General features: G+C 70.0%; 21 protein-coding genes and 1 pseudogene. 12 read left to right on the plus strand and 10 right to left on the minus strand.

Going from position 1 to position 22858, the window contains the following annotated elements; genetic code table 11:
• The first annotated feature begins 111 nt into the window (after positions 1-111).
• The gene (locus tag ACH4UM_RS05265; protein ID WP_398173812.1) at positions 112-807 is read left to right on the plus strand and encodes a TetR/AcrR family transcriptional regulator; all 696 of its coding nucleotides are present in this window, start codon (positions 112-114) and stop codon (positions 805-807) included.
• 272 nt (positions 808-1079) lie between these two features.
• Here ACH4UM_RS05265 and ACH4UM_RS05270 read toward each other — a convergent pair.
• Positions 1080-1277, minus strand: a pseudogene (locus ACH4UM_RS05270) (hypothetical protein); the annotation flags it as partial.
• Between the two features lie 237 nt (positions 1278-1514).
• Here ACH4UM_RS05270 and ACH4UM_RS05275 point away from each other — a divergent pair.
• Positions 1515-1691, plus strand: coding sequence for a hypothetical protein (locus ACH4UM_RS05275; RefSeq protein WP_398173815.1), 177 nt, complete (start codon positions 1515-1517; stop codon positions 1689-1691).
• An 11-nt stretch (positions 1692-1702) separates the two neighbouring features.
• Here the strand turns inward: ACH4UM_RS05275 and ACH4UM_RS05280 are convergent, their stop codons facing one another.
• Together ACH4UM_RS05280 and ACH4UM_RS05285 are read right to left on the minus strand one after the other, a co-directional pair.
• Entirely contained in the window at positions 1703-2830 is a 1128-nt protein-coding gene (locus tag ACH4UM_RS05280; protein ID WP_398173818.1) for a gamma-glutamylcyclotransferase family protein, read from the minus strand.
• A 172-nt stretch (positions 2831-3002) separates the two neighbouring features.
• Positions 3003-4364, minus strand: a complete 1362-nt coding sequence (locus tag ACH4UM_RS05285) for a glutamine synthetase family protein (protein ID WP_398173821.1) — start codon at positions 4362-4364, stop codon at positions 3003-3005.
• Positions 4365-4681: 317 nt separating this feature from the next.
• Here ACH4UM_RS05285 and ACH4UM_RS05290 point away from each other — a divergent pair, with 317 nt between their 5' ends.
• Positions 4682-5866, plus strand: a complete 1185-nt coding sequence (locus ACH4UM_RS05290; protein ID WP_398173824.1) for a globin domain-containing protein — start codon at positions 4682-4684, stop codon at positions 5864-5866.
• A 177-nt stretch (positions 5867-6043) separates the two neighbouring features.
• Here the strand turns inward: ACH4UM_RS05290 and ACH4UM_RS05295 are convergent, their stop codons facing one another.
• Positions 6044-6490, minus strand: coding sequence for an RrF2 family transcriptional regulator (locus tag ACH4UM_RS05295; RefSeq protein WP_398173827.1), 447 nt, complete (start codon positions 6488-6490; stop codon positions 6044-6046).
• A 138-nt stretch (positions 6491-6628) separates the two neighbouring features.
• Between ACH4UM_RS05295 and ACH4UM_RS05300 the strand changes: the two genes are divergently transcribed.
• The 3 genes from ACH4UM_RS05300 to ACH4UM_RS05310 all read left to right on the plus strand — a co-directional run bounded on the left by ACH4UM_RS05300 (position 6629) and on the right by ACH4UM_RS05310 (position 10151).
• Positions 6629-7342 (plus strand): DUF3105 domain-containing protein, encoded by a 714-nt coding sequence (locus ACH4UM_RS05300; RefSeq protein WP_398173830.1) that lies wholly within the window; start codon positions 6629-6631, stop codon positions 7340-7342.
• Positions 7339-7974, plus strand: coding sequence for a DUF305 domain-containing protein (locus ACH4UM_RS05305; protein ID WP_398173833.1), 636 nt, complete (start codon positions 7339-7341; stop codon positions 7972-7974). The genes ACH4UM_RS05300 and ACH4UM_RS05305 overlap by 4 nt, the downstream gene beginning before the upstream one ends.
• A gap of 236 nt (positions 7975-8210) precedes the next feature.
• Positions 8211-10151 (plus strand): protease pro-enzyme activation domain-containing protein, encoded by a 1941-nt coding sequence (locus ACH4UM_RS05310; protein WP_398173836.1) that lies wholly within the window; start codon positions 8211-8213, stop codon positions 10149-10151.
• Positions 10152-10466: 315 nt separating this feature from the next.
• Here ACH4UM_RS05310 and ACH4UM_RS05315 read toward each other — a convergent pair whose 3' ends face one another.
• A complete protein-coding gene (locus tag ACH4UM_RS05315) occupies positions 10467-11360 on the minus strand; it encodes an alpha/beta fold hydrolase (protein WP_398173839.1) in 894 nt (297 codons plus the stop codon).
• Between the two features lie 132 nt (positions 11361-11492).
• Between ACH4UM_RS05315 and ACH4UM_RS05320 the strand changes: the two genes are divergently transcribed.
• Positions 11493-13556, plus strand: a complete 2064-nt coding sequence (locus ACH4UM_RS05320; RefSeq protein WP_398173842.1) for an NAD(+) synthase — start codon at positions 11493-11495, stop codon at positions 13554-13556.
• On the opposite strand, the gene ACH4UM_RS05325 is transcribed toward ACH4UM_RS05320, so the two are convergent.
• Complete coding sequence (locus tag ACH4UM_RS05325; RefSeq protein WP_398175003.1) at positions 13542-13595, minus strand: hypothetical protein; 54 nt, start codon at positions 13593-13595, stop codon at positions 13542-13544. The two genes, ACH4UM_RS05320 and ACH4UM_RS05325, sit on opposite strands and share 15 nt — an antisense overlap.
• 50 nt (positions 13596-13645) lie before the next feature.
• On the opposite strand from ACH4UM_RS05325, the gene ACH4UM_RS05330 reads away from it, so the two are divergent.
• A complete protein-coding gene (locus ACH4UM_RS05330) occupies positions 13646-13951 on the plus strand; it encodes an ATP-binding protein (RefSeq protein ID WP_398173845.1) in 306 nt (101 codons plus the stop codon).
• A gap of 118 nt (positions 13952-14069) precedes the next feature.
• Positions 14070-14618 (plus strand): DUF1062 domain-containing protein, encoded by a 549-nt coding sequence (locus tag ACH4UM_RS05335; protein ID WP_398173848.1) that lies wholly within the window; start codon positions 14070-14072, stop codon positions 14616-14618.
• 165 nt (positions 14619-14783) lie between these two features.
• Here ACH4UM_RS05335 and ACH4UM_RS05340 read toward each other — a convergent pair whose 3' ends face one another.
• The 4 genes from ACH4UM_RS05340 to ACH4UM_RS05355 all read right to left on the minus strand — a co-directional run bounded on the left by ACH4UM_RS05340 (position 14784) and on the right by ACH4UM_RS05355 (position 19662).
• Positions 14784-15998: an MFS transporter gene (locus ACH4UM_RS05340; protein ID WP_398173851.1), complete on the minus strand. Its 1215-nt coding sequence runs from the start codon at positions 15996-15998 to the stop codon at positions 14784-14786.
• 93 nt (positions 15999-16091) lie between these two features.
• Positions 16092-17141, minus strand: coding sequence for an endonuclease/exonuclease/phosphatase family protein (locus ACH4UM_RS05345; protein ID WP_398173854.1), 1050 nt, complete (start codon positions 17139-17141; stop codon positions 16092-16094).
• 174 nt (positions 17142-17315) lie between these two features.
• On the minus strand, positions 17316-17942 hold the full coding sequence (locus ACH4UM_RS05350; RefSeq protein ID WP_398173857.1) for a TetR/AcrR family transcriptional regulator: 627 nt from the start codon (positions 17940-17942) through the stop codon (positions 17316-17318).
• 133 nt (positions 17943-18075) lie between these two features.
• Entirely contained in the window at positions 18076-19662 is a 1587-nt protein-coding gene (locus ACH4UM_RS05355) for an MFS transporter (RefSeq protein WP_398173860.1), read from the minus strand.
• A gap of 192 nt (positions 19663-19854) precedes the next feature.
• Here ACH4UM_RS05355 and panB point away from each other — a divergent pair, with 192 nt between their 5' ends.
• The 3 genes from panB to ACH4UM_RS05370 all read left to right on the plus strand — a co-directional run bounded on the left by panB (position 19855) and on the right by ACH4UM_RS05370 (position 22852).
• Positions 19855-20721, plus strand: coding sequence for a 3-methyl-2-oxobutanoate hydroxymethyltransferase (panB, locus tag ACH4UM_RS05360; RefSeq protein ID WP_398173863.1), 867 nt, complete (start codon positions 19855-19857; stop codon positions 20719-20721).
• Positions 20722-21011: 290 nt separating this feature from the next.
• Positions 21012-22037 (plus strand): ATP-binding cassette domain-containing protein, encoded by a 1026-nt coding sequence (locus ACH4UM_RS05365; protein WP_398173866.1) that lies wholly within the window; start codon positions 21012-21014, stop codon positions 22035-22037.
• Positions 22034-22852: an ABC transporter permease gene (locus tag ACH4UM_RS05370; protein ID WP_398173869.1), complete on the plus strand. Its 819-nt coding sequence runs from the start codon at positions 22034-22036 to the stop codon at positions 22850-22852. Before ACH4UM_RS05365 ends, ACH4UM_RS05370 begins: the two co-directional genes overlap by 4 nt.
• Positions 22853-22858 lie beyond the last annotated feature (6 nt).

Raw genomic sequence — 22858 nt, forward strand, 5'->3', positions numbered from 1 at the left:
ACAGAATGACTTGCACTGCGTTCAAGTCGAAGATAGAGCGGGACTTGCACAGTGTGCAAGTGGTTGTTTGAACTTTGTGCAAGTCGCGGTCCGATGTCCTACCGTTGCCACATGCCCCGCGACACGCTGACCCGCGAACAGATCGTCCAGGCCGCCGTCGAGCTGCTGGACGCCGAAGGTCTGGAAGGCTTCAACATGCGCGCCCTGGGCAAGCGGTTGGGCTCCGCGGCCACTGCGGTCTACTGGCACGTGGGCAGCAAGGACAATCTCATCGCCCTCGCCGCCGATCAGGCATGGAGCGAGATCGCGCTGCCAGGCCTGGCCGCTACCGGCTGGCGCACGGCAGCCACCGCGATGGCCGATGGCCTGCATGCGATGCTCACCCGCCACCCCTGGCTGGTGCAGGCTTTCGGCTCCTTCTTGATGTTCGGCCCCGGCAAAGCCCGCTACGACGACCACACCCTCGCCGTCTACGAGGCCGCCGGATTCACCGGCACGCTCGCCGACCAGGCGGCGGCCACCGTCTTCACCTTCGTGCTCGGCAACGCCCTCGGCCCGGCCGCCGCGGCCTCGCTCTCGAGAAAGCTCAGCGGCGACGGCAACGCCGAGCAGCTGATGCGCGACAGCATGGCCGAAGCCCGCGAGATCGCAGCGCAATTCCCCAGGCTGCGCGCCCGCCTCGAAACCCCCGCCGCCGCCTACGCCGCGGCTCCGGACGACACCTTCGCCTTCGGCCTCCAGGCCCTCCTCGACGGTCTCGACGCCCAGCTCGCCAGTCCCCCCACGCGCACCGCGCCTGGCGAGTAGGCGAGTAGCCGCAGGGGCGGTCAGAAGTCGCCCACAACCGAGGTCACGCAGGTGCCCGAACTGGCCGGTTGTGGTGGCACGCTTGACGTTCCTTGCCGTCCACCCTGATCACGGAGTCACGCTCGCGGAACCGCGCAGCATCGGGCACCGCCCGCCGGAACGGGCCCAGTGCCCGGGAGTCCCGGGGGCCCCGATCAGCAACCGACGCGTGGGCTGCATCGGCGCGCGAGACTACCCATTCGCTGGCGTCAGGCGGCTGATTGCTGTGGCGCGGCACGGGCCCCGGCCTGGAACTCCTCGAGTCGAGACAGGACGTCGCCGCGGTTGAGCTTCATGGGCGGCTGCTCGGTGAGCCATGCTGCCTTGTTGCGCTCGTAGTCGATCTCCGAGAAGCCGCAGATCCCGCGGCTGTACGCCCCGGCCTCGTCCAAGGTGGCGGTCGTCATGATGGCGCGGGCCAGACGGCTCCTCCAAGCCGAACGCGGACAAGCCCGCAGTAGTCCAGTCGACTGAGCCGAGCAAGGCGGCTGGCAAGCCGAAGGCTCCCGCGAAGTCGCTCACGCGGCAGTTCCAGGACTACGTGACCAAGGACAGCACCCCAGTCGAGGCCACTGCGGTCGAGCACCTGACGAAGGTCCAGGGCGGCGACAGCCTGAAGCAACATCCTGGACAGCGCGGACATCTACATCGACTACTCGGGCGGGCTGATGGGTGACCACGCCGGCGGCGGGAAGCTGATCGCGTCCGCGTTCGCCGACTGGCAGCAGGGCCGGGGCAAGGCGAGCATGAACGGCCTGGTGACCGCGTACGACAAGAACGCCGAGATCCTGAGCTCTCAATTCAACCATCTCGGGCCAGAGTTCGCGCCCTCTGGCCCGAAATAGGGTTCAGGATTTCAGTCACGAAGAAGTGATGCGATATCCCGTAGCTGCTCAGCGAAATCCGCAAGGCCATTCTCTTCAGCCCCGGAAATCATTACTTCTAGGTAAGATCGCGGGATCTCACTGACTGCTTCTGGAACGGTCTGTACCGGGACATGAGTGTACGCGTCTCGGTGCACTCCTCCCACCTTGATTTCTACACGCTGCGGCCTGTAGCCACCCCGTTCAATGTCGTCTAGCCGCTGCTGATCCAGCGAACTCATCTCGTATGCGACACCAACGACGTAGCTACTCTCTACATCAGACCTCTGAATGCCCGCAGCAAGGCCACTCATATGCGGTGCGGGAACGCAGAAACTGCGCCGCCAGCCGTACAGATGTGCGATGCCAATGCGTTGTGCACTCGGACATCGATCCCTCATCTGCCTGCTGGAAATGTTGGACCCGTACGCAAAGTACAAAGGAGGGCTCGAAAGCCCCCTCACCTCGTCAGCAGTCATGCGCTGAAGGCTACGCACATGGTCTTCAAACTGACTCTGCAAGCTCACAGCCAAAGGAGAATGGCCATGAAGAAAAACAGCCGCGCTCCCTCGATGCCTCGGTCCGCCAGCGACGATTTCATTTGCCTCGAAGAGTAGTTGAATTACAGGAGAAGGTCCATGCGCGTCGATCACCGCCACATTCACAAGCGGCGAGTCTCCTCGTTCAGCGAAAACCCGCAGGCCCTCAGGGTAGCGCTCTACCAAGTCGGCGTAGGCATTGGCCCACACTTCGTTAACTTTGCCACTGAGCTGAATGCGCGTGATCTCAACCCCGTTGCGCAGGGCTATCTCTTCTGCGCGTACCAAATCGCTAATAGATCCTTCTTGGCGTCGCCGAGAGAACCCTCGGCCCGAGCGATAGATGCTCTCTTGCGCTCCTGAAATACTCTTCGCGAGGGCCTTGTAGAAGGCCTCTTCACCATCTTGGGTCGCAAGATCAAACGTGTACCAGTGACGCTCCTGCCCGCCCCCAGAGCTCTCGTCGCGACGGTCTCGACGCCGAATCTCCACTGCTACATAGAGCGCAACGGCCGCGATACCAGCAAGAGCACCAACGCCTTGCCACAACGGGTTGGCAAGGAACCCCTCCCCCGTGTGCATCCGCCCCCTCCAACTCGCCGGGTCGCCATCTAGCGTCCCAGCCGCGGGCGTTGGGACGCTAGATGGCGACAAGAGGCCGCGCGACTCGCTAGGCGGGACGCCCCTGGGATCCATGCTCATACGGCCCACAGACGGCCCAGAGAAAAAGCGCCTCAGGGTCGACGGCCTGCGCCTACAGCACCGGCAGGTGCCTGCGCAGTTCGAAGGCCGTGACCTCCGAGCGGTACTCCTCCCACTCCTGCTTCTTGTTGCGCAGGAAGAAGTCGAAGACGTGCTCGCCGAGGGTCTCGGCGACCAGGTCGCTGCTCTCCATGAGGGAGAGCGCCTCGCCGAGGTTCTGCGGGAGGGGTTCGATACCCATTGCGCGGCGCTCGGCGTTGGACAGGGCCCACACGTCGTCCTCGGCGCCGGGCGGGAGCTCGTAGCCCTCCTCGATGCCCTTCAGGCCGGCGGCCAGGAGGACGGCGTAGGCGAGGTAGGGGTTGGCGCCGGAGTCCAGGGAGCGGACCTCCACGCGCGCCGAGCCCGTCTTGCCGGGCTTGTACATCGGGACGCGGACCAGGGCGGAGCGGTTGTTGTGGCCCCAGCAGATGTAGCTGGGGGCCTCGCCGCCGGCGCCGGCAGTGCGCTCGGAGCCGCCCCAGATGCGCTTGTAGGAGTTGACCCACTGGTTGGTGACCGCGGAGATCTCGGCGGCGTGCCGCAGCAGGCCGGCGATGAAGGAACGGCCGACCTTGGAGAGCTGGTACTCGGCGCCGGACTCGTAGAACGCGTTCCGGTCGCCTTCGAAGAGGGAGAGGTGGGAGTGCATGCCGGAGCCGGGGTACTCCGAGAACGGCTTCGGCATGAAGGTCGCCTGCAGGCCCTGCTCCAGCGCGACCTGCTTCATGACCAGGCGGAAGGTCATGATGTTGTCCGCGGTGGAGAGCGCGTCGGCGTAGCGCAGGTCGATCTCCTGCTGGCCGGGGGCGCCCTCGTGGTGGGAGAACTCCACCGAGATCCCCATCGACTCCAGCATGGTGATCGCCTGACGGCGGAAGTCCATGCCGATGGCCTGCGGGGTGTGGTCGAAGTACCCGGAGTTGTCGGCGGGGGTCGGGCGGGAGCCGTCCAACGGACGGTCCTTCAGCAGGAAGAACTCGATCTCCGGGTGGGTGTAGAAGGTGAAGCCCAGGTCGGAGGTGCGGGCCAGGGCCCGCTTCAGCACATACCTGGGGTCCGCGAAGGAGGGGGAGCCGTCCGGCATGAGGATGTCGCAGAACATGCGGGCGGTGCCGGGGGCCTCGGCGCGCCAGGGCAGGATCTGGAACGTGGACGGGTCGGGCTTGGCGATCATGTCGGACTCGTAGACCCGCGCGAAGCCCTCGATGGCGGAGCCGTCGAAGCCGATGCCCTCGTCGAAGGCCTGCTCCAGCTCGGCGGGGGCCACGGCCACGGACTTGAGGAAGCCCAGCACGTCCGTGAACCACAGGCGTACGAACCGGATGTCGCGCTCCTCCAACGTCCGGAGCACGAACTCCTGCTGCTTGTCCATCTTCCGCTTCCCCATCCTTGCTGGTCAGGCCGCCTGCGGCCCCCGTATCACGGGGAGGCGGTCGGGCACCTGAGCATCACACCACAACACCATTTCACGCGCGTTGCGCACCTTGATCGCCCGGCCGTCCTGGGCCCGAACGCCTGGTGTACGCCGGGTGTACTGCTCTGTCGCCCATCTTGCCTGTTCGGACCGACATCCGTAATGGCCGAAGTCTTTCCGAAGTGAGCGAGACCACTCCCTCTTAATTTGCATCTCAGATGCAAGTTTTCATACCGTCGTGATCAGTCGAGTGATCGAGCTTTCGAGGAGTCACGATGCTGTCCGAGCAGTCAGCAGCCACCGTCCGCGCCACCCTGCCCGCCGTGGGCGCGGCCATCGGCGAGATCACCGAGCGCTTCTACGCCCGGATGTTCGCAGCCCACCCCGAGCTGCTGCGCGACCTGTTCAACCGCGGCAACCAGGCCGCCGGCACCCAGAAGCAGGCCCTGGCCGGCTCCATCGCCGCGTTCGCCACGTACCTCGTGAACAACCCCGAGCAGCGGCCCGACCTGATGCTCGACCGCATCGCCCACAAGCACGCCTCGCTGGGCATCACCCCGGAGCAGTACCCGATCGTCCACGAGCACCTGTTCGCCGCCATCGCCGAGATCCTCGGCGAGGCGGTCACGCCCGAGGTGGCCGCCGCCTGGACCGACGTCTACTGGCTGATGGCCAACGCCCTCATAGCCATCGAGAAGCGGCTCTACGAGCAGAGCGAGCAGCGCGGCTGGCGCGAGTGGGAGGTCGTCGAGCGGATCGAGGAGACCGCCGACGTGGCCACCTTCAAGCTGCGTCCGGTCGACGACGGCCCGGTGCCGGGCTACCGCGCCGGCCAGTACGTCTCGGTCGGCGTCACGCTCGCGGACGGCGCCCGGCAGATCCGCCAGTACAGCCTGACCGCGGCCCCCGGCTCGCCCGAGCGCCAGTTCGCCGTCAAGCGGGTGAGCGGCGACGCCACGACGCCGGCCGGCGAGGTCTCGAATCACCTGCACGCGCGCGTGCAGGTGGGTGACGTCCTGCAGCTGTCCGCCCCGTACGGCGACCTCGCCCTGGAGGACACCGAGGCGCCGCTGCTGCTCGCCTCCGCGGGCATCGGCGTGACCCCGGTGATCGCCATGCTGGAGCAGCTGGCCCTCACCGGTCACCGGGCCCCGGTGACCGTGGTGCACGCCGACCGCTCCCCCGCCGCGCACGCGCTGCGCTCGGACCACGAGGCGTACGCGGCCAAGCTGCCCGAGGGCCGGGCGGTCTTCTTCTACGAGCAGGATGCCGAGGGCGCCGGGCGGCCCGGCCTGGCCGACCTCACCGACGTGGACGTCCCGGCCGGCACGCACGCGTACCTGTGCGGTCCGCTGCCCTTCATGCGGGCGGTGCGCGCCCAGCTGATCGAGAAGGGCGTGGCTCCGGCCGACGTCCACTACGAGGTGTTCGGCCCGGACCTCTGGCTCGCGAAGGACTGACGCCCCCCACTCACGGCACCCGGGCGCCCCGGGAGGACCACAGCGGTCTTCTTCCGGGGCGCCCCGCCATTTCCGGCCCCGTTTCCGCCGGCGCCACGAGCCCCGGCCGACCCGCGGAAGCGCTGCGGCCCGGCGCCCGGCACCACTACGGCCCGGCCCGGCCGGCGCCCGGGAGTGCTACGGCGCCTCGCCGATCCCCAGCAGCAGCGAGCCCGTCGGGTCCGCGACGATGTCGGCGACCGTCACCGGGTCCAGCGTGGCGAAGAACGCCTCCTGGGCCCGGCGCAGTGCGCCCCGCAGCCGGCAGCCCGAGCTCAGCGGGCAGGGGTTGGCGCCCTGGCCGGCGCCCTCGCAGTCGACGACGTCGCCCTCGCCCTCGAAGGCGCGCACCACGGCGCCCACCGACGCCGTGCGCCCCCGCTCGGTGAGCGCGAGCCCCCCGCCCCGGCCGCGCCGGGCGGCGACCAGGCCCATGTGGGTCAGTTCGGCGACGACCTTCGCGGCGTGGGTGTAGGGCACGTCCATGGCCGCCGCGACATCCCGGGTCGTGGGGCTCGACTCGCCGGCGACGGCGAGTCGCATCAGGACGCGCAGCGCCAGGTCCGTGGAGCGCAGCAGCCGCATGCGGCCAGCGTAGATAATGCACATCTGTGCTTCAAGTTATGGGCCGATACCATGCGGCCTCCCGCTGACCCCCCGGCCCCACTACGATCAGCGGACCCGCCCCTCCCGTCCCTCCTCCTTCCCCCAAAGGACTCCGCCATGGGCTCCGCCGAGCAGACCGACAGCAACCAGCGCAAGGCACGCGTGGAGGAGATGCGCCGCGCCGAACGCACCCGGGAGCGCCGCAATCGCATCGTCACGATCACGGCGAGCGCGGTCGTCGCGGCGGGCCTGGTCGTCGGCGGCGTGGTGGTCGTGCACGCGCAGTCGGGCGACGGCAAGTCGACCGCCTCGGCCGGCGACGCCAAGAACGGCAAGAACGGCAAGAACGGCAAGAACGGCAAGAACGCGGCCGCCGGGCACTTCGTCACCGGCGCGGACGGCGTGAAGACCTGGAAGGGCACCCTGGGCCGCACCCACACCACCAGCGCCGTGACCTACCCGATGGAGCCCCCGGTCGGCGGCGATCACAACCCGGTCTGGCAGAACTGCAACGGCGACGTCTACACCAAGCCCGTCAACAACGTGAACGCCGTGCACTCCCTGGAGCACGGCGCCGTCTGGGTGACGTACAACGGCAGGGCGTCCAAGGCCGACGTGGCCGCGCTCGCGGCGAAGGTGAAGAGGACGCCGTACACGCTGATGAGCCCGGTCGAGGACCAGAAGGACCCGATCATGCTCAGCGCGTGGGGGCACCAGCGCACGGTGACGGGTGCGAACGACCCGGACGTCGACAAGTTCTTCGCCCGGTTCGTCCAGGGCTCCCAGACGCCGGAGCCGGGGGCCACCTGCACGGGCGGGCTGGGCCAGTGAGGTTCATCGGGCTGATCGCGGGAGCGGCGGCCACCGCGCTGGTGGCGGCGGGCGCAATCACGTACGCGGTCGCCGAGGACAGGGGCGGCTCGGGCGGGGACGCCGTCACGACGCCCGCCGCCGACTCCGCGGACGCCGGCTTCGCCCGGGACATGGCGGTCCATCACCAGCAGGCCGTGGAAATGTCGTACATCGTGCGCGACCGCACGGGCGACACCGAAGTGCGCCGTCTCGCCTACGACATCGCGCAGACCCAGGCCAACCAGCGCGGGATGCTGCTGGGCTGGCTCGACCTGTGGGGGCTGCCGAAGGTGTCGGCGCAGCCGCCGATGACCTGGATGGGCATGGGTGACATGGCCTCCGGCAAGGACGGCGCGCTGATGCCGGGCATGGCGACCGACGCCGAGATGAAGAAGCTGGGCGAATTCAACGGCAGGCAGGCCGAGGTGCTCTACCTGCAGCTGATGACGGACCATCACAAGGGCGGCATCCACATGGCGCGGGGCTGTGCCGCCAAGTGCACGGTCGGCGTGGAGAAGCGGCTCGCCCAGGGCATGGTCGACGCGCAGCAGTCGGAGATCCAGCTGATGGCCGGCATGCTCAAGGAGCGCGGCGCCGCGCCCCGTTCATGATCCGGACACACCCCAGCCGGCACCGCGAAAGCGGCAATTCGGCCCCAAGTCACCTCACATGACTGTTCCTTGGGTTTCTCTTGGCTTGCCCATTCCCCTGGCATGAACGGTTCATCGGGAAGAGTGGCCCCCGATCGCGTGATCCATTCACGGGCCGAACCGCCGCGGCTCTACGCGGATCACTCGTGGACCAACCACTCATTGCGTTACATGCGATCCGCATCGCAGGGGGTTCTATGAGATCCAACCGCGCCATCGCACGCGCCGGAGTGAGCATGGCGGCAACACTGCCGATGCTCGCCGGTGCGCTGGCGTTCGGCATACCCGCGGCGCACGCCGCGGGCGACCCGGGCCGCAACGCCCTCGCGGGCACCAAGCCCGTGTGGGCCACGGCCAAGGCGGACAAGGGCGCCACCTCCGACAGCGCCCCGGTGAACGCCCGGGTCTACCTGGCCGGACGGGACGCCGCCGGCCTCGCCGCGTACGCCAAGGCGGTCTCCGACCCGTCCTCGGCCGCGTACGGCAAGTACCTGAGCGCCAAGCAGACGCAGTCGCGCTTCGGTGCGACCAAGGCACAGGTGGCCGCCGTCAAGTCGTGGCTGAAGTCGGCGGGCCTGAAGGTCACCTCGGTGACCGCGCACTACATCGCCGTCACCGGCGACGTCGCCGCCGCCGAGAAGGCGTTCGGCACCCAGCTGCACAACTTCGCCAAGGGCTCCAAGACCTACCGCGCGCCGGCCCGGTCGGCGTCGGTGCCGGAGGGCCTGAAGGGCGCCGTCCTGACCGTCACCGGCCTGGACAACGCCCCGCACAAGGCGAACCACGACGACCAGCTCCCGCCGCCGGACGCCGTGTTCAAGAACTCCGGGCCGTTCTCCTCGTACTACGGCTCGAACATCGCGAGCACGCTGCCGGACGCGTACGGCACCAAGATCCCGTACGCCGTCAAGGGCTACACGGGCAAGCAGCTGCGGGCCGCCTACGGCGCCGGCAGCTACACCGGCAAGGGCGTCCGGATCGCCATCACCGACGCGTACGCCTCGCCGACCATCGCCTTCGACGCGGCCACCTACGCGGGCAAGCACGGTGACGCCGCCTGGAAGACCGGTCAGCTGCACCAGGTGCTGCCGAAGAACTACACCAAGACCAAGGAGTGCGGGGCCGCCGGCTGGTACGGCGAGGAGACCCTCGACGTCGAGGCCGTGCACGCGGTCGCGCCCGCCGCCGACGTCACGTACGTGGGCGCCGGCTCCTGCTACGACGACGACCTGCTCGACTCGCTGAGCAAGGTCGTCGACAACCACCTCGCCGACATCGTCTCCAACTCCTGGGGCGACATCGAGGCGAACCAGACGCCGGACCTCGCGGCCGCCTACGACCAGGTCTTCCAGTTCGGCGCGGTCCAGGGCATCGGCTTCTACTTCTCCTCCGGCGACAACGGCGACGAGGCCGCCCACACCGGTACGAAGCAGGTCGACACCCCGGCCAACTCGGCGTGGGTGACCGCCGTCGGCGGTACCTCGCTGGCCGTCGGCAAGGGCGACACGTACCAGTGGGAGACCGGCTGGGGCACCGAGAAGGCCGTGCTGTCCGCGGACGGCAAGAGCTGGACCAACTTCCCCGGCGCGTTCACCTCGGGCGCGGGCGGCGGCACCAGCAAGACCGTGCCGCAGCCGTACTACCAGAAGAACGTGGTGCCGAAGGCCCTGGCCACGGCCAACGGCGCCGAGGGCAACCGCGTCGTCCCGGACATCGCGGCGATCGCCGACCCGAACACCGGTTTCAAGGTCGGCCAGACGCAGACCTTCCCGGACGGGACGCAGCAGTACAACGAGTACCGCATCGGCGGCACCTCGCTGGCCGCGCCGGTCATCGCGGCCGTCCAGGCCCTCGCCCAGGAGGCGCGCGGCGGCAAGGCGATCGGCTTCGCCAACCCGACGATCTACGCCAAGTACGGCTCGAAGCTGTACCACGACGTGGTGGACCAGCCGACCGGCAAGGACCTCGCGGTCGCCCGTGTCGACTTCGTCAACGGCTTCGACGCCACCGGTGGTCTGAGCGTCTCCGTCCGCAGCCTCGGCAAGGACAGCTCACTCAAGGCCGTCAAGGGCTACGACGACGTCACCGGCGTGGGCTCGCCCGCGAACGGCTACGTCGACTCCTACCGTCGCCACTGACGCCTGGTCATTCGCTCCGGCGACCGTGCGCCCGTCCCTCCTCACCGAGGGGCGGGCGCACGCGCGTGCGGGGACGGCGGCGGCCGCTGCGCGGGTACCTCAAGGGCTGCCAACTCCCCCTGGGCAACCGAATCACCGCGAGCGGCCCGGGCTCCGGCCCTGCCGCCCGAGGGGCGGGCGCACGCGCGCGGGGACAGCGGCGGCCGTCGCGCGAGTACCTCAAGGACCGCCGACGGGCCGCACGCGCGGGGGAAGCACGGAGGGCGGCAACCCCGTCAGGGCGTCGCGCCGCACCTGCTCCCCCCCCTCGGCGAATCACCCCGAGCGGCCCCGCGACCGGCCCTGCTGTTCCCCGAAGGGCGGGCGCACGCGCGTGTGCAGCACGGCGGCGGCGACGTCCTCGGGCCGGTCGAGCATGACCAGGTGGCCGGCCGGGGCGCTGACGTGGAGGTTGCCGTCCAGGGTCGTGGCCAGCGCCCGCTGCCGGGCGAGCCAGTGCTCCCGCCGGTGCGGGCCGCGGCGCGGGTCGTCCGCGGCGAGCACGGTGACGGGCAGGCGGGGCCGCAGGGGCCGCCGCTCGCGCAGGGCGGCGAGGGCCACGGCCTGGTCGGTGTACGCGGTGTTCTCGGCGAGGACCGCACGCAGCCAGCGGCTGGTGGAATACGCGCGCCGGAGTTGGTCGTACGACGCCGGTTCACCCCCGCCGACCCGGCCCGCCCGGACCGCCGCCCGGCGCAGCGACGGCCCCGCCACGCGGGGCAGACCGGCCGCGCCCGCCAGCGTGGCGCACACGCGTGCGGCGGTGTTCCGCACCGCGGGCGCCCTCCGAGGGCGGGGATGTTCCTCGACGCTGGAGTCGACGAGCACGAGCCCGGCAGCCCGCGCGGGGAACAGCCGGGCGAACGCCTCCGCGTGGAAACCGGCGAGCGAGTGCCCCACCACCGTGGCGGGCCCGTCGAGGCCGAGCACGTCCAGGACGGCCGCGATGCGCCGGGCCTCCCCGGCGAGCGTCGGCCACACGCGCGTGTGCCCGCTGAGGCCGAGCCCCGGGCGGTCGAAGCGGACGACGGTGCGGTGCGGAGCGAGCAGCGGGACGACGGGGTCCCAGTCGAACCAGCACATCCCGAGCCCGGGGCTGAGGACGCACAGCGGTCCGCTGCCGTCGACGACGACGTGGTGGACGACGCCGTCGATCCCGACGAAGGTCATGGCCGCCTCCCCTGGTGCGCCTCCCCTGGTGCCGTAGGAACATCATGGCCGCTGGCGCGCACCGGCGCCTGCGTGGGGCGTCCCACACCTCCGCACCCCCCATCGCGTCGCTCTGACGATTACACTGGGCCCGTGCCTCCGTTGAACTTCTGGTCGATCTATCAGCATGGCTTCGCACGCGTCGCCGCGTGCACGGGTCACACCGTCATCGCGGACCCGCACGCCAACGCGGAAGCGGTCCTGCGCCACGCGCGCCGGTGCGCCGGGGAGGGGGTCGCCGTCGCCGTCTTCCCGGAGATGGTGCTGTGCGGCTACTCGATCGAGGACCTGCTGCTGCAGGACGCGCTGCTCGATCAGGTGGAGGAGGCGTTGCAGCAGGTGGTCGCCGGGTCGGCGGAACTGCTGCCGGTACTGGTCGTCGGTGCCCCGCTGCGCCACCGCAACCGGATCTACAACTGCGCGGTGATCGTGCACCGCGGCCGTGTCCTCGGTGTCGTACCCAAGTCGTACCCGCCGAACTACCGGGAGTTCTACGAGCGCCGGCAGATCGGCGACGGCGCCGACGAGCGCGGCGGGTCGATCCGCGTCGGCGGCGAGGCCGTACCGTTCGGCGTGGACCTGCTGTTCGCGGCGGACGACGTTCCCGGTCTCGTGCTGCACGCGGAGATCTGCGAGGACATGTGGGTGCCGGTGCCACCCAGCGCGGAGGCGGCCCTCGCCGGTGCGACGCTCCTCGTCAACCTCTCGGGCAGCCCGATCACGGTCGGGCGGGCCGAGGACCGCAAGCTGCTGTGCCGTTCGGCGTCCTCCCGCTGCCTCGCCGCGTACGTCTACGCGGCGGCCGGACTGGGCGAGTCGACCACGGACCTGTCCTGGGACGGCCAGGCCATGGTCTACGAAAACGGCGTGCTGCTGGCGGAGACCGATCGGTTCCCGCTCGGCGACAGTTACGCGGTGGCCGACGTGGACCTCGACCTGCTGCGGCAGGAGCGGCAGCGCATGGGAACCTTCGACGACAACCGCCGTACGCACCGGGCCCGGACCGACGACTTCCGGACGATCGGGTTCGAGCTCGATCCGCCGCTCACCGACCTGGGGTTGCGCCGTCGCCTGGAGCGCTTCCCGTTCGTGCCCGCCGACGCCGACCGTCTCGCCCTGGACTGCTACGAGGCGTACAACATCCAGGTCGAGGGCCTCCAGCAGCGACTCGCGTCGATCGGCGGCCCGAAGGTGGTCATCGGGGTGTCCGGCGGCCTGGACTCCACGCACGCGCTGATCGTCGCCGCCCGGGCGATGGACCGCGCGGGCCGCCCGCGCAGCGACATCCTGGCCTTCACGCTGCCCGGCTTCGCCACCAGCGACCACACCAAGGACAACGCCCACAAGCTGATGAACTCGCTCGGCGTCACCGCGGCCGAGCTGGACATCACGCCCACCGCGCGGCTGATGCTGAAGGAGATGGGCCACCCGTTCGCGGCCGGCGAGCCGGTGTACGACGTCACCTTCGAGAACGTGCAGGCCGGGCTGCGCACCGACTACCTGTTCCGGCTGGCCAACCAGCGCGGAGGCATCGTGCTGGGCACCGGTGACCTGTCGGAGCTGGCGCTCGGCTGGTCCACGTACGGCGTGGGCGACCAGATGAGCCACTACAACGTCAACTCCGGTGTGCCGAAGACGCTGATCCAGCATCTGATCCGCTGGGTCATCAGCAGCGGCCAGTTCGGCGAGGAGACCGGCAGGACGCTCGCCGCGATCCTCGACACCGAGATCAGCCCGGAGCTCGTGCCGGGCGAGGAGATGCAGTCCACCGAGTCCAGGATCGGCCCGTACGCGCTGCACGACTTCACCCTCTTCCATGTGCTGCGGTACGGCTTCCGGCCGTCGAAGATCGCCTTTCTGGCCTGGCACGCCTGGCACGACCCGGAAGCCGGCGCCTGGCCGCCGAACTTCCCGGAGGCCAAGCGGGTGGCGTACGACCTGCCGGAGATCAGGCACTGGCTGGAGGTCTTCTGCCGTCGCTTCTTCGCGTTCGCGCAGTTCAAGCGATCGGCCATGCCGAACGGGCCGAAGGTCTCGGCCGGCGGTTCGCTCTCACCGCGCGGCGACTGGCGCGCACCGTCCGACAGCAACGCACGGGCCTGGCTGCGGGACCTGGCCCGGTTCGACGTGCCGGAGCCGGGTTCAGCCCCTGAGTGAGGCGACGAAGGGCGCCCAGGCGGCGGCGCTGAGGAGCAGGGCGGGGCCGTCGGGCGCCTTGGATCGACCTCCTCGGCGAGGGCACCCCGGTGACCGTCCGCGTCACCGGCACGGACCACGGCCACACCCGCGTCGAGGTCACCGACCCCGACGCGCGGACCCTCCCCGTGCTCCTGCCGGCCACCAACACGGCCGAGTCCGGCCGCGGCCTGACCCTGATCGACGCGCTCGCCCAACGCTGGGGCGTGGACCAGGGCGCGGGCCACAAGACGGTCTGGTGCGAACTGGCCGGGCCGGTGCCCCGGCCCGGGACGCCGGCCGCCTCGGCCCGAGCGAAAACCAGTGGAGCAGCGCCGCTGTGCGCCACTACCGTGCTGCCGGACCAAGTCGTCTAGTCAAGGACGTGCCGTTGTACACCCTGTGAGACCTCCCGAGTGCTGATTCGTCGCGCGTCGCGCATGTGCGCCGCGCTGCTTTTTGCTGCGGACTTCTCACTGAAACCGGTGTACTTCTGTGCTCGAAAACTGGGTGGTCGTGCCCACCTGCCTGCCGCTCGTTCTCCGCCGTTGCCACGCGTGCGCGTCCGAGCGCTTCCGGGCAAGCGGTAAGTTTCGCGTCAACGCCAACCACAAGCTCATCGACGCCTGGCTCCTCGCGCTCTGCACCGCTTGCGGGGAAACGGCGAAGCTCACGGTCCTGGAGCGGATGAACGTGCGCTCCGTACGACCTGAGTTGCTGGACCGGCTGCATGGCAACGACCCTGACCTGACAGCTGAGCTGCTCCAGGATCCGGTCGTGCAGCGCCGTAATCGCATCGCCCTCGGCTGGGACAACGCCTGGCGCCTCGACACCGGCGGATCGGATCACCTGGACCGCGAGGTGATCGACGTCATGGTCCGCTTTGCGGCGCGGATCCCTGTCCGGCCGGTGCGACTGATCGCTGAAGGGTGCGGTCTTTCGCGCGCCGAGGTCGAGAGACTGATCACGGAGGGCAAACTCGTTTCGGCAGTCCGGCTGAGCGGCAGGCTCTCCGGCGACTTCACCTTCACGCTCAAGCGCTGAGCCCTCCTCGCGACCTGGGGCCTGTCCGGCCGGATCCGCCGGACAGGCCCCAGCGCCGCGCGTAGCCACCCTCCACTCCATGCAGTGATCGCTGGTGACCCGTCATGCGGAGCCACCGCATGGTCGTGACGAGCTCTGCCCAGGCGCAGGGCACAGCCCCCTGGTTCAGCGGTGCAGGACCCCCGACTGCTCCGGCACGTGCGTAGCGACCACCCGGCCCACCCGGACAACCTCACGCCGCCGGTCCACCGCGTACGCCACGCCCGCCACGCCCAGGCCGAGTACGGCCAGCGCCGCCCCCGCCACCGCGGGCGACGTGACCCCGAAGCCGGCGGCGAGCGCCAGCCCGCCGATCCACGCGCCCCCGGCGTTGGCCAGGTTGAACGCGGCCTGATTGGCCGAGGACGCCAGGGACGGGGCCGCCGACGCCTTCTCCATGACCATGAGCTGGAGCGGCGAGCCGGTGACGAAGGCGGCCATGCCCAGCAGGGCCACCGCGAGCGCGGCGCTCCACTCGGCCCGCATCAGCGGCGGGAACAGCATCAGCACCACCGCCAGCGAGCCGAGCCCGCCGAACAGCGTGCCCCGCATCGAGTGGTCGGCCAGGCGGCCGCCCAGCAGGTTGCCGGCGGTCGCGCCCACGCCGAACAGTGCCAGCAGCAGCGTCACGCTGCCCTCCGTGTACCCGGCGGAGTCCGTCAGCATCGGCGTGACGTAGCTGTAGGCGGCGAAGAGGGCGCCGAAGCCCGCCACGGTCGTCAGCAGGGCCAGCCACACCGGCAGCGAGCGCAGGGCGGCCAGTTCGCCGCGCAGGCCGCCGGCCTGGGCGTGGGTGTGGTCGCGCGGGATCAGCAGGGCGAGGGAGACGATCGCCGCCACGCCGATCGCGCTGACGCCGAGGAAGGTCGCCCGCCAGCCGAGGTGCTGGCCCATGAGGGTGGCGACCGGGACGCCGACGACGTTGGCCACCGTCAGGCCGAGGAACATCAGGGACACCGAGCGCGCCTTGCGCTCCGGCGTCACCATGTTCGTCGCGACCACGGCGCCCACGCCGAAGAAGGCGCCGTGCGGCAGGCCGCTGAGGAACCGGGCGGCCAGCAGGGAGTCGTAGCCGGGGGCGAGGGCGGAGAGCGCGTTGCCGGCGACGAACAGGGCCATGAGGCCGATCAGGACGTGGCGGCGGGTCAGCCGCGAGGTGAGCGCGGCCAGCAGCGGGGCGCCGATGACGACGCCCAGCGCGTACGCCGAGACCAGGTGCCCGGCGGTGGGGATCGAGATGTTCAGGTCGTCCGCGACGTCGGGCAGCAGCCCCATCATCACGAACTCGGTGGTACCGATGCCGAAGGCGCCGACGGCCAGTGCGAGCAGGGCCAGGGGCATGAAGGGCCTGTGCCTTTCAGGGAAGGAGCGGAGTTCCGTACAGCATATGTTCAACTGCGGAACAAAGTCTCCCTGGGCCGGTATTCCAGCGGGTTACGAGGACGTGTCCACCTTCACACGCGCCGCGACCGGAAGGTGGTCGCTGCCGGTGCGCGGAAGGGTCCAGGAGCTGACCGGGTCGACGCCCTTGACCATGATCTGGTCGATCCGCGCCATCGGGAACGACGCCGGCCAGCTGAACCCGAAGCCACTGCCCGCCGCGCCCTGGGTGGAGCGCATCTGGGAGGTGACGGCGTTGAGCGAGCGGTCGTTCATGGTGCCGTTGAGGTCGCCCAGCAGCACCACCCTGGGCAGTGGCTCGCCGGCGATGGCCTCGCCCAGCGCGTCGGCGCTCTTGTCGCGCTGCCGGGCGGTGAACCCGGCGTTCATCTTCACCCGCACCGAGGGCATGTGCGCGACGTACACCGCGAGGGGTCCCTCGGCGGTGGCCACCGTGGCGCGCATCGCCCGCGTCCAGCCGAGCTTGATGTCGACGGACCGGACGTCGCTGATCGGGTACTTGCTCCACAGCCCGACCGTGCCCTGCACCGAGTGGTACTTGTACGTCGGCGCCAGCGCGCTCTCGTAGACCGGGACCGCCGACGCCTTCAGTTCCTCCAGGGCCAGCACGTCGGCGCCCGAGGCGGCCACGCCCCGGGCGGTGCCGGAGGGGTCGGGGTTGTCGGCGTTGACGTTGTGCGTGGCCACGGTCAGGTCGCCGCCGCTGCCGGTCTTGCCGGTGAGCAGGCCGCCGAAGAGGTTCAGCCAGACGACGGCGGGCAGCAGCACCGCGATCAGCGCCGTCGCCGACCTGCGCACCAGGGCCAGGACCAGCAGCAGGGGAATCAGCAGGCCCAGCCACGGCAGGAAGGTCTCGGTCAGGCTGCCGAGGTTGCCGATCCGGTTGGGGATGCGCGAGTGCAGCAGCATCACCAGGGAGAGGACCACCGCGAGCGCGGTCAGGACGAGGCCCCGGCGCCAGATCCGCGGGTCGCCGCGCCAGCCGTCGAGGAAGCGTTCCAGCAGGCGCCGGAGCCGGGTTCCCCGGTGCTCGGGCCCCGAGCCGCCGTTGTCCGTCTCCGTCACGTATGCCTGCTGCGCCATACCGTCGCCTCACTGCCCGCCGTGCACACCGTCCGCCCCCGGGTTACGACCCTAGGGGATGATCGGCTCCGTCCCCGCCGTCCAGGACGGCCGTACGGGCACGAGGACGAACAAGTCGGCGCGGGGAGTTCCGGTTACGGCGCCGGAAGCATGGTCTGTGACGAAACGCGCACATTAGGACGGGGAGCTGACGGGCCGTAGCCCTTCGAGCACCGTGTCCACGATCTGCTCCGACAGACCCTCGGGAAGCCCGGCGTCGGGGCGCATGATGGTGCGCAGGAGCATGGGTCCGACGAAGATGTCGTTGAGCAGGTCGAGGTCGATGTCGGTGCGCAGTTCGCCGTTGCGCTGCCCGCGGCGCAGGACCTCGATCTGGAGCCTGCGCCGTGGCTCGACGACGGTGGCGTGGTACGCGCACCAGATCTTCGGGCTGCTCTTCATCTGGGCGTAGACGTTGTGCAGGATCACCGACGAGCGGCTCACCAGTCCGCGCTGGCGCAGCTGCTCCACCAGCGCCACCAGGTCGTCGCGCATGGAGGTGCCGGGCAGTTCGGGGTCCGGCGGTTCGGCGGCGCGCACCACGTCGACGAACAGTTCCTCCTTGCCGCTCCAGCGGCGGTAGATGGTGGCCTTGCCGACGCCCGCGGTGCGGGCGATGCGTTCTATGGAGAGCTCGGCGAGCGGCACACCGTCCTCCAGCAGCTTCATCACGCCCTCGACGATGGCGCGTTCCACCGCCTCGCTCCGGGGGCGTCCCCGTACGGGGGCCTCGGGAGCGGTGTGGCTGTCGGCAAGGCTCACTTGGGACGTCCTTTCGTCGTACAGGGAGATTGTCCTACCTGATGGCCGGACCTGTTTCCCCCGTCGTACGCCCCCGTTCCCCCGTCGCGCGCCCCCGTTGACCACAGCGCGTCGACCGCCCCCACGTCCGTGGTTACTCCGCCGCGACCACCAACTCCGGTTCCTCCTTGCCGGCCTGCGGCGCCGGCGCCTTGCCCGGCAGGAACACCGCCACCACGACCGCGCCGATGAGCGCGACCACGGTCCCGCACAGCGCGGTGACGTGCATGGCGTGCAGGAACGCGTCGTTGGCCGGGTTCACCAGGGCCTGGCCGCGCGGTCCGAGCTTCGCCGCGACGCCCAGCGTGGCCTCGATGGACTCGCCGGCCGTGTCGCGCAGTCCGGGCGGCAGCAGCCCGAGCTTGCCCTCGATGCCGTTGCGGTACGCCGTCGAGAGCACCGAGCCGAGGACGGCGATGCCGAGGGCGCCGCCGACCTGGCGGAAGGTGTTGCTCAGCGCGGAGGCCGAACCGGCCTTCTCGCGGGGCAGCGCCTGCATGATGACCACGCTGGTCGGCGTCATGATGTGCGCCATGCCGGTGCCCATGAGGAAGAAGACGACCTCCAGCACCCAGATCGGCGTGTCCGCCTCGAAGCCGGCGAAGGCGGCGAGCGTGGCGGCGATGACGACCAGGCCGGCCGTGGTGGTGGCCTTGTTGCCGAAGCGGTCGACGATGAGCCGGGCACGCGGCGCGAAGATCATCTGTGCGGCGGCCAGCGGCAGCATCAGCACACCGGACTCCAGCGGCGAGTAGCCGCGCACGCTCTGGGTGTAGAAGACGGCGAAGAACGTCACGCCCATCAGCGCGAAGAAGACCAGCGCAATGGCGGTCATGGCGGCCGAGAAGACCTTGTTCTTGAAGTAGGTGACGTCCAGGGACGGGTGGTCGCTGCGCTTCTCGAACACGACGAAGGCCGCGAGGACGAGCACACCGGCCACGATGGTCGCCAGCACGGTCCCATTGGTGAAGTCGGCCAGCTCGCCGCCCTTGATGATGCCGTAGACGAGCAGGACCAGGCCGACGACGGACAGGACGACGCCGATGGGGTCGACCCGGCCGGGGCTGGGGTCGCGGGAGTCGGGCACCAGCCACACCATCAGCCCGAGCGCGAGGATCACGATCGGCACGTTGATGAGGAAGACCGAGCCCCACCAGAAGTGGTCGAGCAGCAGACCGCCGGTGATCGGGCCGATGGCGATGGCCAGGCCCACTCCGCCGGCCCAGATGCCGATGGCCTTGGGCTGCTCCTCGCGCTCGAAGACGTTCATCAGGACCGCGAGGGTGGCCGGCATGACGAAGGCGGCACCCAGCGCCATCAGGGCGCGGAAGGCGATCAGCTGACCCGGCGAGCCGGACTCCGCGGCCAGCGCGGAACCGGCGCCGAACACCACGAGACCGCCGAGCAGCACCTTCTTTCGGCCCACCCGGTCACCGATGAGGCCGGCGGTGAAGAGCAGACCGGCGAAGACGAGCGTGTAGGCGTTGATGGCCCACTCCAGCTCGCTCTGCGTCGCCCCCAGCCCGGTGGGGGCCGGGGTGGAGATGGTCTTGATGGCGACGTTGAGGATCGAGTTGTCGAGCACCACTATCAGCAGGCTCAGCATCAGGACGCCGAGGATCGCCCAGCGGCGGCGGTGTACCGCTTCCGGAATCCGAGGGGCGGCGGCAGGTGTAGTCATGGCCAGAGCCTAGGCCCCTTCCGATACGAGACCGTCTCGTATCGGAAATGTTTTGCCCAGATGTTACGTACCGGGCCGAGACGTTGCTTACACCGGGGGTTCCTCTGGCCCTCGATGGCACGAGGTGCCACCATGGAGGGGATCCGGGGACGCCGTCAGGGCGCCTCGAGATGACTGAAGGAGCTGTTGGGAATGACGCAGCTTTCGGCTGCCCGGAACAAGCCCTCCGACGGCGGCAACACGCTGTACGGGGGGAAGGGCACACGCCGCATCACCGTTCGTGACATCGCCCTCGCCAAGGAACGCGGCGAGAAGTGGCCGATGCTCACCGCCTACGACGCGATGACCGCGTCCGTCTTCGACGAGGCCGGCATCCCGGTGATGCTGGTCGGCGACTCCGCGGGCAACTGCCACCTCGGGTACGACACCACCGTGCCCGTCACCCTCGACGAGATGACCATGCTCTGTGCCGCGGTGGTGCGCGGCACCCGGCGCGCCCTGATCGTGGGCGACCTCCCCTTCGGTTCCTACCAGGAGGGCCCGGTGCAGGCGCTGCGCTCGGCGACCCGGCTGGTGAAGGAGGCGGGCGTCGGCGCGGTGAAGCTGGAGGGCGGCGAGCGCTCGCACGAGCAGATCCGGCTGCTGGTGGAGTCCGGCATCCCGGTCATGGCCCACATCGGCCTGACCCCGCAGTCCGTCAACGCCATGGGCTACCGCGTCCAGGGCCGCGGCGAGGAGGCGGCCCAGCAGCTGCTGCGCGACGCCAAGGCCGTGCAGGACGCGGGGGCGTTCGCGGTGGTCCTGGAGCTGGTCCCGGCGGAGCTGGCGGCCGAGGTGACCCGGGTGCTGCACATCCCGACGGTCGGCATCGGAGCGGGTCCCGAGACGGACGCGCAGGTCCTGGTGTGGACCGACATGCTGGGCCTGACCGGCGGACGGGTGCCGAAGTTCGTCAAGAAGTACGCCGACCTGCGCGAGGTCATGGGCAACGCGGCGAAGGCCTTCGCCGAGGACGTGGTGGGCGGGACGTTCCCGCTCGAGGAGCACTCGGTTCACTAGACCACTGCGGTACCAAGCAGCCCCGCCGATCGTCCCCCGTCGGCGGGGCTGCCCCGTCTCCTGCGCCTGAACCGGCGCCGCTCTCGCGGAGGTGGCCGGTCGCCGTCGTGGTTGCTCGATTGATGGTTGCGGTGGTCTTCGGCGGGGTCTTGGCGGTGCTCCTCGGCGGCTTGCGGGTGGCGCTCGTCAGTGGCTTGCAGACGGTGCTCGCCGGCGGCCTGCAGGTGGTTCGTCGGTGGCGTCGGTGACCTGTCGGTGGATTGTCGGCCGGGGCTGGCACCGTCCCTGTCATGACGCGAACCGACAAGAACCCAGACGGCGGACGCAACGCCGTGACCGTGCGGGGACTGGTCAAGCACTACGGCGAGACCAGGGCGCTGGACGGCGTGGACCTGGACGTGCGCGAGGGCACCGTGATGGGTGTGCTCGGGCCGAACGGCGCCGGCAAGACCACTCTCGTACGCATCCTGTCCACCCTGCTGACCCCCGACTCGGGACAGGCCACCGTGGCCGGCTACGACGTCGTACGGCAGCCCCGGCAGCTGCGCCGGGTGATCGGCCTCACCGGCCAGTACGCCTCCGTCGACGAGAAGCTCCCCGGCTGGGAGAACCTCTACCTGATCGGCCGGCTGCTCGACCTGTCCCGCAGGGACGCCCGCGCCCGCGCCGACGAGCTGCTGGAGCGGTTCTCGCTCACCGAGGCCGCCCGGCGCCCGGCGAGCACGTACTCCGGCGGCATGCGGCGCCGGCTCGACCTGGCCGCCTCGATGATCGGGCGCCCCGCCGTGCTCTACCTCGACGAGCCGACCACCGGACTCGACCCGCGCACCCGCAACGAGGTGTGGGACGAGGTCAAGGCGATGGTCGGGGACGGGGTCACCGTCCTGCTGACCACCCAGTACATGGAGGAGGCCGAGCAGCTCGCCTCCGAGCTGACCGTCGTCGACCGCGGCAAGGTCATCGCGAACGGCGGCATCGAGGAGCTCAAGGCCCGGGTGGGCGGGCGCACCCTGCGCGTCAGGCCGGCCGATCCGATGGAGCTGCGTCCGCTCGCCGGGATGCTCGACGAGCTGGGCATCACCGGGCTGGCCACGACGGCCGTCGACGCCGGGACCGGCTCCCTGCTGGTGCCGATCCTCAGCGACGAGCAGCTGACCGCCGTGGTCGGCGCGGTCACCGCGCGCGGCATCACGATCACCTCCATCACCACCGAACTGCCCAGCCTGGACGAGGTGTTCCTGTCCCTCACCGGCCACCGCGCCAGTGCCCCGCAGGACACCCCCCGAACCGACTCCCGCGAGGAGGTCGCCGTATGAACGCCGTCACCACCGCCCCGGCCCATCCGTCCGACCCGCGCATCACGCTGCGCGGCCACCTGCGCCACACCGGCGCGCTGATCCGCCGCAACCTGCTGTGGATCCGGCAGGACCCCGAGTCGATGTTCGACGCGCTGCTGATGCCGATCGTCTTCACCCTGCTCTTCGTCTACGTCTTCGGCGGCTCGATCGGGCAGGCGCTGGGCGGCGGACAGGAGCGCTACGTGCAGTACGTCATCCCCGGCATGCTGGCGATGATGAGCATGACGCTGTCGCAGGGCGTCGGCACCGGCTTCAGCCAGGACTTCAACAGCGGTGTCATGGACCGTTTCCGGTCCCTGCCGATCGGCCGCGGCTCGGTGCTGTTCGCGAAGATCGCGGTGGAGCTGGCACGCATGCTGTTCGCGACGGCGGTGCTGATGGTCGTCGCCGTCCTGGTCGGCTTCCACATCACCCACTGGGCCGGTCTGTTCGCGACCATGGGCCTGTCCGCGCTGTTCGCCTCCTCGATCATGTGGGTGTTCCTGACCCTCGGCGTCGTCCTGAAGAACGCCCAGTCCGTGCAGGCGATGGGGTTCCTGGTGCTGTTCCCGCTGCAGTTCGGCTCGTCGATCTTCGCGCCGACCAAGTCGATGCCGGGCTGGCTGCAGCACTTCACCGACTACAACCCGCTGTCCACGCTCGCGGACTCGGCACGCGGCCTGATGACGGGCGGACCGATCGCGCACGACCTGTGGGTGACCCTCGCCTGGTCGGTGGCGATCACCGCGGTGATGGCCCCGGTCGCGATCCACAAGTTCCGCACCAAGAGCTGACCGTAC

The organism is Streptomyces sp. NPDC020801 (assembly GCF_044334385.1).
Taxonomy (GTDB): domain Bacteria; phylum Actinomycetota; class Actinomycetes; order Streptomycetales; family Streptomycetaceae; genus Streptomyces.